The sequence below is a fragment of the Allobaculum sp. JKK-2023 genome (genome assembly GCF_034745455.1).
Taxonomy (GTDB): Bacteria; Bacillota_I; Bacilli_A; order Erysipelotrichales; family Erysipelotrichaceae; genus Allobaculum.
The window spans coordinates 2,257,320-2,273,895 of record NZ_JAYERV010000003.1; the positions used below are offsets into that span (position 1 = coordinate 2,257,320).

Annotated in this window: 12 protein-coding genes and 1 other annotated feature; of the genes, 10 read left to right on the forward strand and 2 right to left on the reverse strand. The window is 44.4% G+C overall.

The features are described 5' to 3' along the window. Nucleotides 1–550: 550 nt before the first annotated feature. The gene (locus U4956_RS09115; RefSeq protein ID WP_323089868.1) at nucleotides 551–2,257 is read left to right on the forward strand and encodes an IS1634 family transposase; all 1,707 of its coding nucleotides are present in this window, start codon (nucleotides 551–553) and stop codon (nucleotides 2,255–2,257) included. Between the two features lie 839 nt (nucleotides 2,258–3,096). On the opposite strand, the gene U4956_RS09120 is transcribed toward U4956_RS09115, so the two are convergent. Beyond that, a complete protein-coding gene (locus U4956_RS09120; protein WP_323090318.1) occupies nucleotides 3,097–3,945 on the reverse strand; it encodes a Fic family protein in 849 nt (282 codons plus the stop codon). 381 nt (nucleotides 3,946–4,326) lie between these two features. On the opposite strand from U4956_RS09120, the gene U4956_RS09125 reads away from it, so the two are divergent. Next, on the forward strand, nucleotides 4,327–5,727 hold the full coding sequence (locus tag U4956_RS09125; protein ID WP_323090319.1) for an ATP-binding protein: 1,401 nt from the start codon (nucleotides 4,327–4,329) through the stop codon (nucleotides 5,725–5,727). 197 nt (nucleotides 5,728–5,924) lie between these two features. Here U4956_RS09125 and U4956_RS09130 read toward each other — a convergent pair whose 3' ends face one another. Further along, complete coding sequence (locus U4956_RS09130) at nucleotides 5,925–6,515, reverse strand: IMPACT family protein (protein ID WP_323090320.1); 591 nt, start codon at nucleotides 6,513–6,515, stop codon at nucleotides 5,925–5,927. A gap of 362 nt (nucleotides 6,516–6,877) precedes the next feature. Continuing rightward, nucleotides 6,878–7,106: a binding site (T-box leader), on the forward strand. Nucleotides 7,107–7,153: 47 nt separating this feature from the next. On the opposite strand from U4956_RS09130, the gene U4956_RS09135 reads away from it, so the two are divergent. The 8 genes from U4956_RS09135 (at nucleotide 7,154) to U4956_RS09170 (ending at nucleotide 16,460) form a co-directional block, all read left to right on the forward strand. Continuing rightward, nucleotides 7,154–8,830, forward strand: coding sequence for a 2-isopropylmalate synthase (locus tag U4956_RS09135; RefSeq protein ID WP_323090321.1), 1,677 nt, complete (start codon nucleotides 7,154–7,156; stop codon nucleotides 8,828–8,830). Next, nucleotides 8,830–10,110 (forward strand): 3-isopropylmalate dehydratase large subunit, encoded by a 1,281-nt coding sequence (gene leuC, locus U4956_RS09140; protein WP_323090322.1) that lies wholly within the window; start codon nucleotides 8,830–8,832, stop codon nucleotides 10,108–10,110. The genes U4956_RS09135 and leuC overlap by 1 nt, the downstream gene beginning before the upstream one ends. Continuing rightward, the gene (gene leuD / locus U4956_RS09145) at nucleotides 10,103–10,606 is read left to right on the forward strand and encodes a 3-isopropylmalate dehydratase small subunit (protein WP_323090323.1); all 504 of its coding nucleotides are present in this window, start codon (nucleotides 10,103–10,105) and stop codon (nucleotides 10,604–10,606) included. Before leuC ends, leuD begins: the two co-directional genes overlap by 8 nt. 436 nt (nucleotides 10,607–11,042) lie before the next feature. Then, complete coding sequence (gene leuB, locus U4956_RS09150; protein WP_323090325.1) at nucleotides 11,043–12,116, forward strand: 3-isopropylmalate dehydrogenase; 1,074 nt, start codon at nucleotides 11,043–11,045, stop codon at nucleotides 12,114–12,116. Nucleotides 12,117–12,697: 581 nt separating this feature from the next. Beyond that, nucleotides 12,698–13,789: an FUSC family protein gene (locus U4956_RS09155; RefSeq protein WP_323090326.1), complete on the forward strand. Its 1,092-nt coding sequence runs from the start codon at nucleotides 12,698–12,700 to the stop codon at nucleotides 13,787–13,789. Nucleotides 13,790–14,000: 211 nt separating this feature from the next. Then, nucleotides 14,001–14,378: a hypothetical protein gene (locus U4956_RS09160; RefSeq protein WP_323090327.1), complete on the forward strand. Its 378-nt coding sequence runs from the start codon at nucleotides 14,001–14,003 to the stop codon at nucleotides 14,376–14,378. 534 nt (nucleotides 14,379–14,912) lie between these two features. Further along, nucleotides 14,913–15,350, forward strand: a complete 438-nt coding sequence (locus tag U4956_RS09165) for an NfeD family protein (protein ID WP_323090328.1) — start codon at nucleotides 14,913–14,915, stop codon at nucleotides 15,348–15,350. Between the two features lie 153 nt (nucleotides 15,351–15,503). After that, complete coding sequence (locus tag U4956_RS09170; protein ID WP_323090329.1) at nucleotides 15,504–16,460, forward strand: SPFH domain-containing protein; 957 nt, start codon at nucleotides 15,504–15,506, stop codon at nucleotides 16,458–16,460. The last annotated feature ends 116 nt before the right edge of the window (nucleotides 16,461–16,576 follow it).

Genomic DNA, 16,576 nt, shown 5'->3' on the forward strand with positions numbered 1-16,576 from the left:
TTGAAGCCAATGCCAGCTCCAATTCAGCTATATCTTTAGTATCTTAGTGATCTGTCCCAATGACTTTTATAATTATTCTCAAAGAAGTTAATTGCCATTAGACCTTTATATAAAGTGCAAATCTCTAACGATGAAAGATCTTGTTAATATAAAAGTCAATGAAACGCAACATTAGTACAGGGGTTTCTATTTACGAGAATTGCTCATTTCAGCTATTCATTGAAACTTCAAAAATACTGTACTAGATATTCTGTGTTCTACGCTGTCTATTGGCCAATGACCAGACTTTCTGCTTTTTCAAGATTTAGCGCTAATAGAATTAGTCTGAGATCCTATGCTCTCACGCTCTTAGTGATCCTGATGTCGGAATCGGTATTCCCGTCTTAAGGGTTTGGGTACTACTTTCTTTAGAAAATGCGAAAAAAATTTTAGAAATTTATTTATTGAGCCCTTAAGTAAGGCTCTTTTTTTTTTGAAAAAACTTGCGAGTATTTTAGATGTGCTCTATAATGGTAGTACTTGTAATACCTAATTATGGAGGAAATATGGTATGGCATTTCATCTCAGAAAATCCAAACGCGCTAAAGGGATCTATCTTCAAATTTACGAGTCATATCGCGATCCAGAAACCAAGCTACCTAAATCAAAACATATAAAAACACTAGGTTATGCAGATTATTTAGAATCTCTAGGAGTTAAAGATCCAATCAATTTCTACACAACCGCTGTGCGAACGATGAATGACAAACGGAAAATTCAGACCTCCAAGAAAAAATTGATAGAAAAAAACATTCCAGAAAAACGCATTGGCTTTTTTGTGCCTGCAGCGATTTATCGCCGTCTGGATGTCAAAAATGATATTGACTACCTTCAATACGGGCGCAAATTTGAATATAACTTGTCAGATTGTCTTGAGTTATTAATCTATTCAAGACTATGTAATCCCATGTCTAAATTTAAAACCGTTAACGAAATATTTCCCACTCTGTATGGCCAGACACAGTTTTCCTATGACCAGACTCTTTCTTGCTTAGAGTTGCTCGGACGCGAATATGAGAAAGTAGTAGAAATCTTTACGCATCATACACATGAAACATACATTCTAGATGTAAATCAAACCTATTTTGACTGTACAAATTTCTATTTTGAAATAGATGCCCAGGACGACTGGCGACGTAAAGGTCCGTCTAAAGAAAATCGAACTGATCCTATTATTGGTATGGGATTATTACTTGATGCAAATTGTCTTCCAATCGGAATGAGACTTTACCCCGGCAATCAGTCTGAGAAACCGGTTATGCGTGAAGTTCTCCATGACCTTAAAAATAAACAGGGAGTGACGGGAAAAACGGTCAGAGTGGCCGACAAAGGCCTCAATTGTGCCGAAAACATCCATGATGCGATCTTGGCTCATGATGGCTATATCTTCTCCAAGTCAGTCCTCCAGCTCCCTGAAGATGAGATGGAGTGGGCTATCGAAGATGAGGGGTTTCAGGAAGTGATAGATCGTGATGGCCGGCTGGCTTACAAAATGAAGAGTAAACTTTTTCAACATAAATACGATTACCGAGATGAAAACGGAAGAAAGCATAGTCTTACCGTCACTGAAAAAAGAGTAGTCACATTCAATCCTTCTTTGGCAAGAAAAAAACGTCGAGAGATTACTAGATTAGAAGAAAAGGCCAAGAATCTGTGTGCCAGTGCGGCAAAAAAATCTGATTACGGCGATTCGGCTAAATATATGATTTTTACGACAGAGAATAAATCTGATAATGGAAATAAAGAAAAAGTTATCGCTGTATTAAATACAAATTTGATTGAAAAGCATCGTAAATGTGCTGGTTTCAATATGCTTATTACTTCTGAATACAAAATGGATGATTCGACTATTTACCAGACCTATCATGAATTATGGCATATTGAAGAATCATTCAGGACGATGAAATCATCTTTAGATGCGAGGCCAGTATACTTACAGAATTATGACAGAATCAAAGGGCATTTTTTAGTGTGTTATCTCAGCGTCCTGCTTGAGAGGCTTTTTCAATATAAAGTTTTAAAAAATAAATTTGGAAGTGAAAAAGTATATAACTTTATGCATGAACTAAAAGTACTTCCAACAGGCCCCTATACATTCATAAATATAAGTCCGAAATGTGATATCAATGATTACTTATCTAAAACATATAATTTACCACTCGATCACTATTACTTAGAGAGAACTCAAATAAATAAAATCCTGGAGAAACATTTCTGATGTTTTCTCCAGGATTTTGAGTACTACATTTAAAAACGTGACCCTAAAGTCAGGTTAAATATAGTTTACTGTTTTCGATCAACTGTTGTCAACATTTGCCTGAAATTGTTTGTAGATGCACGAGTAAATCCGTTACTGTTCACACCCTAATGCAATTGAGCGGCATATTTCTATGAATTGAAGCCAATGCCAGCTCCAATTCAGCTATATCTTTAGTATCTTAGTGATCTGTCCCAATGACTTTTATAATTATTCTCAAAGAAGTTAATTGCCATTAGACCTTTATATAAAGTGCAAATCTCTAACGATGAAAGATCTTGTTAATATAAAAGTCAATGAAACGCAACATTAGTACAGGGGTTTCTATTTACGAGAATTGCTCATTTCAGCTATTCATTGAAACTTCAAAAATACTGTACTAGATATTCTGTGTTCTACGCTGTCTATTGGCCAATGACCAGACTTTCTGCTTTTTCAAGATTTAGCGCTAATAGAATTAGTCTGAGATCCTATGCTCTCACGCTCTTAGTGATCCTGATGTCGGAATCGGTATTTGCCTTTCCCAAATCCAGATACTGGCTCAATGACTCCATGTTTTGCCATTTCACCCAGCAGTTGAGAGCATCTTGTCGGTTTCAGACCAAGGATCTGCTGAACCTGCGATCATCCAAAGGCTGGCTTTGATCCCAGTTTCTTTTGTAATGCATGAATATGAGAAGCGGTTTTGGGGCTAAAAGCATCTTCAATGTTCACTTTTCTGGGTGAATATTCGCTTTTTCTTTTTCAATGTCCACTTTTTTGGGTCAATGTTCACTTTTTTTATCCGATGTTCGCTTTTACTATTCTTTAAAGGCGCCGCTGATATGCAAGAACCGATTATGAAGAGGATTGCTTTCGTTTAACAGGAGATTGCGTAGGAATAACTCGAGGTACTCTGTTGTTTCATAAATGCCGTTTTTCAGATCGTTGTAGTTTGCCCTGACCAGAGAATTTCGAAAATACCATGCATTCTCGGCAAAAATATCGTTTGTCACATCAAAGCCCAACGCGTGTAAGTACTTGATGAAAAATACCGCTGTCGTTCGTGTGTTCCCCTCGCAAAATACATGGATCTGCCAGAGTCTGGATACGAACAATGCAAGATGGTGGATGATTTTAGCCATCGAACGATGTTTATAAGAAAATTTCTTTTCCTCTGAAAAATCGTAGTCAAGTGTGGCCTGTAACTCTGTACCGCTTCCGTAGAGCACCGAAGCCCCGTTCAGCACCCATTCCTTCTTTGTAATGTTGTAGTCTCGAATACGCCCGGCGTGAGAATAAATGCCGGTAAACAATTTTCTATGGATGGAAAGATACTCATTTGGCGTAAAGCTGAATGTCTTCTCTGAAAGCAGGGCAGCGATTCTGACCGACACTTTATCGGCTTCTTCAGTGCGATCATCGGCGTTTCGACAAGAATTTTTCTCATAATAGCTTTGCACAAGCGCGTTGGCCTGTTCAAAGGAAATCTCGCCCTCAATATTGCGAATGGCTGTCTGGGCCAGATATTCCGAAGTTCTCAGGCCATCCACAGCCTGCAGCCCGATGGCCGTACGCCACGCCCACTCCCTGTCTTGCTTATCTGGTTCTGCCTCTTTCATGGATTCCTTAAACGGATCTTTGGTCATTCCCTGTTTCCTCGCTGTCATTTTTGCCTCGATAAGATATTCCTCGTCTCTACGGGCCCAAGGTACATCCCCTGTTGAAAATCATTATTCTTCTGCCTATTTGTTGAATGCCTGCTTGGTTCACTTCACCACATCATCAATATCAGAGGTTTGTTCAAAGAACAGTTCTGCGTCCTCATTTTTTCATCTACCAGGATCGGTAGAGCTCTTGCATCGCCCTGTTTGCCTAAAGGCCTTTACTCTTTTAATCTGCTAATCTGCGCTGGACTTTTTACGTTTTCATCTCGTCGATCCGAACAGCACCTGCTACAATATGAAAAACGTTGAATTTTGCAGTTTTTAATATTGAAAAACGTTGGATTTTGCAGTTTTTCAATATGAAACAGAAATTGGAGGGAAAATATGCTGAAACGAATTGTTTACAGTAAGCTCGAAACCTGGAAGAAAGACGGCTTGAAAAAGGCGGTCTGTCTGATCGGAGCCAGGCAGACCGGCAAATCTACCGTGGCCCGAGAGTTTGGCAAAAACAATTACCGGCAAGTCATCGAACTCAATTTCATCCGCCATCCCGAAGCCAAAGAAATTTTCCGCTTGCCTGATCCCGCCACCATTTATTCTCGTCTGACCGCTCTGATGCGCCAGAGTATTGTCGAACACGATACATTGCTCATACTTGATGAGATCCAGGAATGCCCAGAAGCCAGAACGGCTGTAAAATTTCTGGTTGAAGATGGAAAACTCGATATCATTGAAACCGGATCCCTTCTTGGAGTCAGCATCCAGGAAGTCAAGTCCTATCCAGTTGGATTTGAAAGAATTATTCCTATGTATCCGATGACCTTTCTGGAATTTTTATGGGCCTTGAATATTCCTCAAGGCACTATTGATCATCTCAAAAGCTGTTATAAAAACAGACGGCCTGTGGACGAGTTGATCCACAAACAGATGCTGGATTTGTTTTCTCTGTATATGGTCATCGGCGGGATGCCGGAAGCTGTACAGGTTTATTGCGACACCTTCGATCTGGCCAAGGTATCTGTCATCCATGACAGTATCCTCGATTTATATCGTATGGATATTCAAAAATATGCAGTCCGCAGAGAACGAGTAAAAATTCTGGATATCTTCGATTCGATTCCTGGCCAGCTCAATGCCAAAAACAAGCGGTTTAAGGTAGCAAAAATCGATAAGAAAATGCGGACTTATCAGTTCGAAGACAGCTTTTTATGGCTGGAGGCAGCTGGGATTGCACTGCCTTGCTACAACGTCTGCCAACCCACTTATCCCCTTTTGCTCAATGAGGAACGAAATCTGTTTAAGCTGTATCTTTGTGATACTGGGCTTCTTTGCCGGATGATGGGTGGTGGCACATCTATGGAAATCTTGAAAGGCAACATCGAAATCAATCTTGGCGGTGTTCTGGAAAACGTCTTTGCCCAGGCTTTGAAAAGCCGTAACTTCAATCTGTTTTATTTCGTCTCAAAGAGAAATTATGAACTGGACTTTCTGGTCCAGAACCAAAGCCGGATCGATCTTTTAGAAATCAAATCTGGAAAGTACTATACAAAACACGCCTCTTTAGATAAGGCTCTCAACAATCCTGAATGGCAGTTTGGCCAGACCATTGTTTTCTGCAAAGGAAATGTTCAGGAAATTGGCCGCATTCTGTATTTGCCACTGTATATGGTGTTGTTTTACGAAGAGGAAAAAGAGCCAGAGCAAGTATGGAAACCAGATCTGAGTGCCTTGCTGAATTTCAATTCCGATGGAAATACCTGCCAATCTAAGGAAGAACTAGAGTAAAGAAGAATCAGAGCAACAGAAAACCGGACCGAGCTGACGGGTCCGGTTTTCTGTTTTATTCAGCTTCATCCACAGAATTGCCCATGATTGCCATGCCCTTTGGCAGGATGGGGTGTTTTGTAGACAGGATCTGGTCCAGCAGAACAAAGTGGATTTGGTCTGGCAGGGTAAAGAAGCCCTGGTTTACTGGTCAGGTTTTACGCTTCTTTCTGGCATTCCTTAAGCAGGATGGCTTCCACCTGACCTGAGAAGCGCTGCTGCAGGGCTGGTGTCGGATCCTTGGAAGCAAAGAATGTATAGAGGGCACTGTTGCCATAGCTTACATTCAGATCTTCGACATTGAGGCTTCGCAGATAGCTTTCCACTTTACCGGAAATGCTGTAGTCCGCTTCCAGCTGATAAAACCCCAGCGTTCGCGGCGTGATCCATTTAGCCTGTTCTAAGGCTAAAGCAACGCTTGATGAATACGCCCGCACCAGACCGCCTTTGCCAAGCAAGGTCCCGCCAAAATAGCGGATCACGACCGCGCCAATCTCATCCCCCGCACTTCCCAGTAAGACATCCAGCATCGGTCGGCCGGCTGTTCCGGAGGGTTCGCCATCATCGCTTGAATGGGTAAGACTGCCGGCTTTCAGGGCCGAACAATAATGGGAGGCCTGAGGATAGTCCTTTTTCAGGCGGGCGATCAGCGCTTTGAGTTCTTCCACACTTTTTATTCGGGCCAGAACGCAGATAAATTTACTTTTCTTGATTTCCTGACGGACAACAACTTCCTCTTGCAGATACATCGCATAACCTCTTTTTCTGAATTCTCTTTTGACAGCTTTTTGGATTTCTTTTTTGACGGTTTTTCAGATTCTTTCTGTCTTTTGGTCTGTTCCATACTACCTGTTTTCTTTGGACGGTGAAAGTCCAAAAATGACTGTCCAATTATGCAAAGCTCAATCGGACTTCCTGAAGATTGTCTTTGGCAGATATGCATACCCAGAAAAGCAGAAAAACTGTTGATCACAGATGAACAATGGTTTGCTCACAATGAGAAATGTAAGAATCGGTTACAAAAACATGGATTTTTCTTTCAAATTTTTACAAAGGAACACATCATTCGTTGACAGGTTTGCGACACCTTCTCTAAAATGGAACCACGTTGAAAAAAGCGATGACAAGGACAAATCGGATCTGGAAGGTTTTCAGAAAGCAGCCGGGTGATGCGAGACTGCAGCCGAAGATTTCGAAATCCTCCCCTTCGAGCTGAAAGAGTGAACAGAAGTAATTCTTTCCGGGACATCCCGTTATAGATGAAACGATTGATAGATCGTTGAGCGGCCGCAGTGTTGCGGCAATTAGAGTGGTACCGCGGATGATTCTCCGTCTCTTTGCGTCTGTGATGCGAGAGACGGTTTTTTTATGCAAGGAGGAGACCATCATGATGAATGCATCCAAATATTCCCCCGGATACTTTCCGGTTGAACACGCTGAATATCGCTGGGTGAAAAAAGATCACCCAGAAAAAGCCCCAAACTGGTGCTCGGTTGACCTTCGCGATGGCAACCAGGCATTGATTGTTCCAATGTCGCTGGAAGAAAAACTTGAATTTTTCCAGATGCTGGTTCGAATTGGATTTAAAGAAATCGAAGTCGGCTTTCCGGCTGCCTCGGAAACGGAATATGAATTTTTACGGACACTGATCGAACAGGATCTGATTCCGGAGGATGTCACCATCCAGGTGCTCACGCAGTGCCGGGAACACATTATCCGCAAGACTTTTGAAGCGGTAAAAGGTGCCCCAAGAGCGGTGGTTCACTTCTACAACTCCACTTCCAAAGCCCAGCGCGAGCAGGTCTTCAAGAAGTCCAAAGAAGAAATCAAAGAGATTGCGCTGGAAGGTGCAAAACTCGTCAAACAGCTGTCTGAAGAATACGATGGCAATTTCCTGTTTGAGTATTCTCCAGAATCCTTTACCGGAACAGAACCAGACTTTGCTTTGGATGTCTGCAATGCGGTCATTGATGTCATGCAGCCAACTGTTGAGCGTCCGATGATTATCAACCTGCCGGTAACCGTTGAAATGTCACTGCCGCATGTTTATGCCAACCAGATCGAATACTGCTCTGACAGGCTTCATAACCGGGAGGCTATTATTTTAAGCACCCATCCGCATAACGACCGGGGAACTGGGGTTGCCGATACGGAACTGGCTTTACTGGCTGGAGCGCAGCGTGTGGAATGCTGCTTATTTGGCAATGGCGAGCGTACTGGCAATGTGGATGCAGTCACCCTGGCGATGAACTTATATGTTCTGGGTGTTGATCCCCAGCTGGATTTTTCCAATATGCCTGAAATCGTTGAAACCTATGAACGTCTGACCCGCATGCATGTTCATGAACGTCAGCCCTATGCAGGGGCTCTGGTCTTTGCGGCGTTCTCCGGCAGTCATCAGGATGCGATTGCCAAAGGCATGAAATGCAAAGAAGCGGATCCGCTTGGCCGCTGGACCGTTCCCTATCTGCCAATCGATCCGCATGATGTAAGCCGGACCTACGACGCTGATGTCATCCGGGTAAATTCTCAGTCCGGAAAAGGCGGCATCGGATATATTCTCGAAACCAAATATGGATTTGACCTGCCGGCCAAAATGCGCGAGCACTTTGGCTATACCGTCAAGGAAGTTTCTGATCATGCCCACGCTGAACTCAAACCTGAACAGATCCTCAAAGTCTTTGAAGAAACCTATCTCAATAAAAGAAAACCCGTCCTGGATGTTATCGAAGCCCACTTCATTCAGGGCCGCAGCCTGAAGGCGGTCGTGACCGCAAAAACCGGCGGCGCAGAATATGAATGGTATGCAGCGGGAAATGGTCGTCTGAATGCAGTTAATAACGCAATCAAGCAAGGACTGGGCATCGAATATTCTCTGGAAACCTATACCGACCAGTCTCTTGGTAAATCTTCAGATGCAAGTGCAGCCAGCTATGTTGGCCTGCTCTGGCCGGATGGCAGCCGCACCTGGGGCGCTGGCATGGATCCCGATATTATCTTCTCGGGTATTCTTGCCCTGGTTTCCGCAATTAACAATCACTTTGAACAAGGAGGGACCAACTGATGGCAATGACAATGACGCAGAAGATTCTGGCGGACCATGCGCATTTAGAATCTGTCAAACCAGGCCAGTTGATTCTGGCTGATCTCGATGGCGTACTGGGAAATGACATTACAACTCCAGTGGCCATTGCTGAATTTGAAAAAGCCGGCTTTGATTCCGTTTATGATCCCGAAAAGATCAACATCGTTCTGGATCACTTTGTTCCAAACAAAGACATCAAAGCAGCTAAGCAGTCTGCTGCCTGCCGCACTTTCTGTCACAAACATGAAATTCCCCATTTCTATGATGTTGGCAAGATGGGGATCGAACATGCTTTGCTGCCAGAGCAGGGAAGAGTGACTGCCGGGGACTGCCTGATTGGGGCGGATTCTCACACCTGCACCTATGGGGCGCTTGGAGCCTTCTCAACGGGTGTTGGATCTACGGATATGGCAGCCGGCATGGCCACCGGCAAAGCCTGGTTTAAAGTGCCATCCGCAATCAAAGTAGAACTGACTGGAAAACTTTCTCCTTATGTAACAGGCAAAGATGTCATTCTGGCTTTGATTGGGCAGATTGGCGTGGATGGAGCATTGTATCAGTCACTTGAATTTACCGGTGAAGGTGCCCACTCCCTTTCTATGGATGATCGTTTATGCATCTGCAACATGGCCATTGAAGCAGGCGCCAAAAACGGCATCTTCCCAGTGGATGAAAAAACACTGGCTTTCCTGACGGAACATGGCGCCAGTGAGCCCCGTATTTTTGAAGCCGATCCAGAGGCTGAATACGAAAAAACCGTGAGAATCGCTCTGGATGAACTGGAGCCAGTTGTTTCCTGGCCGCACTTACCAGAAAATGTGCATACCGCAAAAGATTCGAATGAAATTGAAATTGACCAGGTTGTTATTGGGTCCTGTACCAATGGGCGCCTGGAAGATATGACTGCTGCTTACGAAATTCTGCATGGCAGTCATGTCAAAGATGGCGTACGCTGCATCATCATTCCAGCAACCATGGATATTTATAAACAATGCATTGCCAATGGGTATTTAATGGCTTTTATTGAAGCTGGTGCCGTTGTTTCCACCCCAACGTGCGGCCCATGTCTTGGCGGATATATGGGCATTCTTGCACCCGGTGAACGATGTGTTTCGACCACCAATCGCAACTTTGTCGGCCGGATGGGGGATGTGACTTCTGAAGTCTATCTGGCAAGTCCTTATACAGCAGCTTATTCTGCTACGACCGGCCGGATCAGCGACCCAAGAGAGTTTGAAGGAGGAAATGATCATGAATGAAGCTTGCGGAAAAAGTTTTGTCTATGGCGATAACGTGGATACCGATGTTATCATTCCTGCCCGTTATCTGAATACACCAGATGCAAAAGCGCTGGCCGAGCACTGCATGGAAGATATTGATGCAACCTTTACCCAGAGCGTAGAACCTGGGGATCTGATCTGCGCGGGCTGGAACTTTGGATGCGGCTCAAGTCGTGAACATGCCCCGCTGGCGATTAAGACTGCTGGCATTGACTGTGTCATTGCCAAATCCTTTGCGCGGATCTTCTATCGCAACGCGATTAACATCGGTCTGCCAATTCTGGAATGTGAAGCAGCGGCAGATGAAATCCAGCCTGGCGATGTGGTGAAAGTTGATTTTTCGACCGGAACGATCACCGATGAAACCCTGGGCAAAAGCTGGAAAGCTGAACCGTTTCCACCCTTTATTCAGGAAATCATCGACTGCGGCGGCTGGATGCATTACCTGCGTAAAAATCAGTCCCATCAGGCATAATCTGGCTTTTCACTGGCAAATGGGGCAGAAATCTGGATACTGCTTTCGTTAGAGCCTTATTCACATGGGGCATTGATCATCATTCTTATGAGGGATCGATCATCGTTCACTGCCTAGAAAGGCTGCCCTGCGCTATGGGATTCTGGATTAGCTGTGGACTAATATATAAGGAAAGAGATAGAGAAATTTAAGAAAGCTGCTGCAAGGAAACAGGCAGAATCAAGAACTGAATTTCATTCTGGCTCAGATGCTGACTATTGAGCAGATTCGATAACAAGAGAGTTGATCCTTCTATAAGAAAAGATAAATCCGGTAGTCCGGGCCTGGGCTGTCGGTTTCTTTCAATGAAACTTGTCTTTGAATAATGGACAGCTCTTATCTTTAGAAGTAGGATTCAAAGATCAAAAGAAATAATCCCGAAAGGAATCGAGTGTGTATGAAAAAGAAAATTGGTGTGATCCGCGGAGATTGCTCATCACGGGAAATTGTTGAGCAGACGCTTCGGGTCCTCGACGCGATCGCCAAAAAATACGATCATGAATGGGAGTATGAACCCATTGCGATGGGTGGTGATGCAATTGATCAATATGGAAGCCCGCTTCCAGATCATGAACTAAAGAAAGCGCTGAGTTGTGATGCGGTGCTTCTTGGAGCAGTAGGCGGACCCAAATGGGAGGGCCTGCCTGGGCCGCAACGGCCGGAAAAAGGCTTACTGGCTTTGCGTAAGGGGATGGGACTTTTCTCCAATCTGCGTCCAGCCAAAATCTGGCCGCAGTTAGCCGATGCCTCCCCATTGAAAAAAGAAATCACAGACAGGGGGATTGATTTTGTCATTGTGCGTGAACTGACTGGCGGGGTCTATTTTGGCGAACATACCACCACAACCGAAAATGGCGTCAAAAAAGCCTTGGACTTAATGCCTTATGATGAAAACGAAATTCGCCGCATTGGCCGGGTTGGTTTTGAAACGGCCATGAAGCGCCGCAAAAAACTGACGCTGGTCGACAAAGCCAACGTTCTGGATACTTCGAGATTATGGAGAGAAGTTCTATATGATCTGAGCAAAGAATATCCAGAGGTTGAATTTGACGTGATGTTTGTAGATAACTGTGCAATGCAGATCTGCAAGAACCCAGCGCAGTTTGATACCATTGTCACGGAAAATATGTTTGGAGATATTCTGTCCGATGAAGCCAGTGAAATCACCGGTTCAATTGGCATGATTCCTTCTTCTTCCCTTGGCGAGGGAACAAGAGGCCTGTACGAACCGATTCATGGCTCCGCTCCTGACATTGCCGGCAAAAACCTTGTGAATCCATTGGCCTGCATTCTGTCCGCGGCGATGATGCTTCGTTATTCCTTTGGCATGGAAGAAGAAGCAGCTGACATTGAAAAAGGTGTGGAAGCTGTTCTGAACGATGGCCTGCGCACTGCTGACATGATGAGCGAGGGCATGCGACAGGTAGGCACCTGCGAAATGACGGATGCCCTGTTAGAAAAACTGGCTTAGTCTGTCTTCGATTTAAAACTGAAAGAAAATTGGAACCCTGTCTTTGAAAAGTCCAGACAGAACCTGAAACATCAAAAACAAAGCGAAAAACAATACTTCAGAAATAGAATTGTTGCAATCAACAGCCCGGGAGGTCCCGGGTTGTTGCGTCTTTTCACCCTCCCTGTCTCAATCAGTCTTCGCTCATCTGCCTGACTTTGAGCTGTTATGTTCTAAAAATGTCAGTCAGCTGAAGTAAGAGCGGAGAAGGGAAGAAAAGAAGAGAGGGGGGAAGAGGGGGAAATCGACTTCTGCCAGATCGCCCCAGATTCCGGCAGATTCGAAAAAGCAAGACCCAAAAAGTCAAAACCTGGGAAGAAAAATGGGTTGACAATGGAATTCGATCCTGTGTTTTTTCAGTCACATTGTAGTTTTATTGTCTTATTCGGATGTTATTCTTTGCTTGCCTGAGATCTTATCGATTCAACGCAGCCTGTATTCATGGAGGAATTCTTGTGAAAAATTGACAAAAAACGGATGCCTGAATCCTGAACGACTCAAATAAAGGAAGATCAAATCATGGAATAAAGTAAGGTGAGACAATGAATTTTTATGATCTGATTCAGCTGGATCCAAATGCCATCCGCGCCCGAATCCAGAAGACCGATGATCCCAAAGAAATCAGACAGATGCGGCTTGCGGTTGTCGTTCGTTCCGTTCTGATTGTCTTGTTTGCGATTTTATTCATTTCTTTAATGAATGCCTGGTTTGGAGCGTACAACAGTTCAATGGCTGTTTCCATTTTCTGTGTACTGCTTGCGGTGCGTTTTGTCGGATACGGCTATAACATTTATGATTCCCTGCTCAGCATGGCTGTTGTGTTTGCACTGCTGGTAATTTGTCCGGTAGCGGCCTATAATGCTGGCTTTCTGATGAAGCTGATTTTGTATATCGGCAGTTTGTTGGTCATTATGATTCTGACAACCCAGCAGCCGCAGATGGGCAATGGCGGGTTGTATACGTTCTCATTTGTTTTTCTGGCTCAGAATCCAGTGTATGGGCAGCAGCTGCTGCAGCGGGCAGAACTGGCGGCTTTAGGATTTGTGATCTGCGGTATTGTTTTATGGCGCAACCATCGAAAACAGTTTGCGGATGTTCATCTGAAGGAGATCTGGAAAGAGGCACGTTTAAGCAGCCGGAAATTCCAGTGGCAGCTGCGGCTGGCTTTAGGGGTCGGCCTGCTGTTGAGTATTTTCTCGATTACGCATGTCGAACGATTCATGTGGATTGGTTTTGCGTGTGGCTCACTGCTTTCGGATTACAATGTCGAAACCAATGTGCATGAAAAATTTAAAGATCGTCTGGTCGGTGCAGTTGTTGGTTCGCTGGCATTCTATCTGCTCTATCAGATTGTTCCGGCCAAGTTCTATCCGTTCTTTGGCCCGATTGGCGGCGTTTGCCTGGGACTTTGCACTGATTATAAACATAAGACCATGCTCAACTGCTTTGGTGCGCTGATGATGGCAGCCGGTCTGTTTGGCCTGAAGAGTGCAGTTTTCATGAGAATGGGATATACATTGCTTGGTATTCTCTTTGCGCTGGTTTTCTTCTATCTGTACGACCATTTTCTGATGAAAGGTCTTCTCAAAAAAGGCAGTGACCCAATTGCGCAATCCTTTAAAACGCAGGACTAGAAGATGGATTCAGGACGTCATGAATTGAGGTTTATGAATCCAAATCCATGGAGACTATTTCTGAAACAGAATCTGGCTTGAACGATTCTCTGGTTTGAGCCAGTTTTTTTTGTGGGCAGACAGACGTACAAAAGGAGAACAGGGAAGAAAAGGGGAACAGGAAGTCCACCCCACTAAGGGAGTTCATGCTTTTGGAGCAGAATTTTGTTTTTTGGAACAGATCTTGTACAATGTGGACATGAAAAAGAGACAGATTGGCTTCTGCAAGGAATCCGAATGGTTTTATCGCGTGTACGCCCGGGAAAATCAGGTCGACTATCTGCAGCTCTGTTTGCTTGATCTGCTCAGACAAGCCAATGGATCCCTGACCTGGATGGCCATTGATCAGCAGATTCCCTATTCCCGGCAAATTATCCGTCAGACTGTTCAAGATCTGGAACAGGATGAGCTGGTCACAACAACTCCGGATGGCGTCTTTCTTACAGACCTGGCTGAATTTACAGTGGATGAAATTCTTGACGATCTTCACCATAAACTGGATGCAGCCTTTGCCTTGATGGATGACAGTACACCAAACCTGATGGCCTAGCCTTGCATTTAAGCCTGCCCTTGAACCACCTCCCAAAGCGGAGGTTTTTTTATTGGTCTGAATCTGGCTTCTGTTTCTGACTTCTTGTTTTTGCAGTCTGGCCTTTGCGTTTAAGTTTTTGTACTTCTGGCTTTTTGTACTTTGGCTTGAAAAGCCAGGAAGAGGGACTGAATCACAAAGAACCAAAAGAAATTCTGGCCGCTGAAGAATCTCTTAAACTTTCCAAAGAATTTGATAAGAATCGACGAAGAGAAGAAGAATAATTTATGCTGTGTCTGTTTCTGGCTTTTTAGACGGATCAAAAATGATGAAATTAAGTTCGAAAAATCCAAAACAGGATGAAAAAGTTAAATCGAATAGATGAAAATTAAAATCTATTTGGAGAAGGTAACCGAGAACAACATTTTTGTGATGAAAATGGGATGCTTTTGGGGATGCACTTGGGCATATCTTGTTGCCTGCCCAAAAATCATATACAATAGGAATCACTTAATTTGTTAAGAAATTAACAAATAGTAGAAAGGAGTGGAGGATATGAGCTTTGGAACAATGGGAATCTTCTGGCTGGTTCTGGCCGCAGTCATGCTTGTGATTGAATTGGTTACAGTTTCGCTGGTTTCCATCTGGTTTGTTGCTGGTGCCCTGGTTGCCGCACTGCTGGCCTTTTTACATCTTGGTCTCTGGATTCAGATTGCGGCATTCATTCTGGTATCGGTTGTCCTCTTCTGCTTCTTCAAAGATCGGCTGCAGGCATACTTCCGGTATCGGCATGACCGTTCTGGTGCCAGTCTCATCCTCGGGAAAACCGGTAAGGTGACCAGCCCGATTCAAGAACACCAGGATGGACGGATCCTGGTTGATGGTCAAGACTGGAAAGCAAGCTCTACACAGAATCTGCCAACGGGCACAGCCGTCAAAGTCATTGGCATGCATGGAGTGACCCTTGATGTCGAGCCGATGGACAAAGCCTAGTCAAAAACATCTGGTTTCATGGACCAGAGAAAGCATTGAACGAATTGAATTTTTAAACTGCATTTTACATTTCATCGAATGAATGCTGTCTCGGGCAGCAGCTGACCGGAAGGAACTGGCTTATCACGAAAGTCCGGTCAGAAGGAGGAAATTATGCGTATTTTAAGTGGTGCGATTGGTGGAATCGTCCTTGTAGTGATTCTTGTCTTCATCCTGCTTGCACTCATTAACAGTGTGGTTTATATCGTTCCTCAGGCTTATGCCTATGTAATTCAGCGCCTGGGTGCGTATCTGACCACTGCGGATGTAGGTCTGCACTTTAAAGTTCCGTTTATCGACCGGATCACAAATAAAGTCGATTTAAAAGAGCAGGTGGCTGATTTCCCGCCACAGGCTGTAATTACCAAAGATAACGTTACGATGCATATCGATACTGTAATCTACTATCAGATTACGGATCCAAAGCTGTATACCTATGGTGTTGAAAACCCAATGAATGCGATCGAAAACCTGACCGCCACAACATTGAGAAACATCATTGGTGAAATGGATCTCGACCGTACCTTAACCAGCCGCGATGACATCAATACCAAGATGCGCGCGACTCTGGATGTTGCTACCGATCCATGGGGCATTAAAATCAATCGTGTCGAACTGAAGAACATCATGCCGCCGCAGACTATCCAGGATGCGATGGAAAAACAGATGAAAGCAGAACGCGAACGTCGTGAAAAAATCCTGCGTGCTGAAGGTGAAAAGGAATCCACAATCCTTGTTGCCCAGGGCCGTCAGGAAGCGGCGATCCTGGAAGCTAAAGGTAATCGTGAAAAGATGGTTGAAGAAGCCCTTGGTAAAGCCGAAGCGATTAAAGCTGTTCAACAGGCTACTGCCGAAGGCTTGCAGATGCTCGCCCAGGCTGGTGTTACCGATGAAGTTCTGCGTCTGAAAGCCATTGAAGCCTTTGAAAAAGCTGCCGATGGCCGGGCAACCAAGATCATCATTCCATCCGAAATTCAGGGTGCCGTTGGTCTGGCCCAGGGGATTGTTTCAACGGTGACCAAAGAAGATCCGGACAAACTGCCAACTCTGCCGCCAGAAGCCAGAAAGTAGTCATTTCTCAGCATTAGATTTTGCTTAACAAGCCGCCTGCATTCAATTGCAGGCGGCTTTTCTGTGTTTTGGGCAAGAGTGAAATAGGAGCAGACCCAAAGCAGGCATGCCGCGAG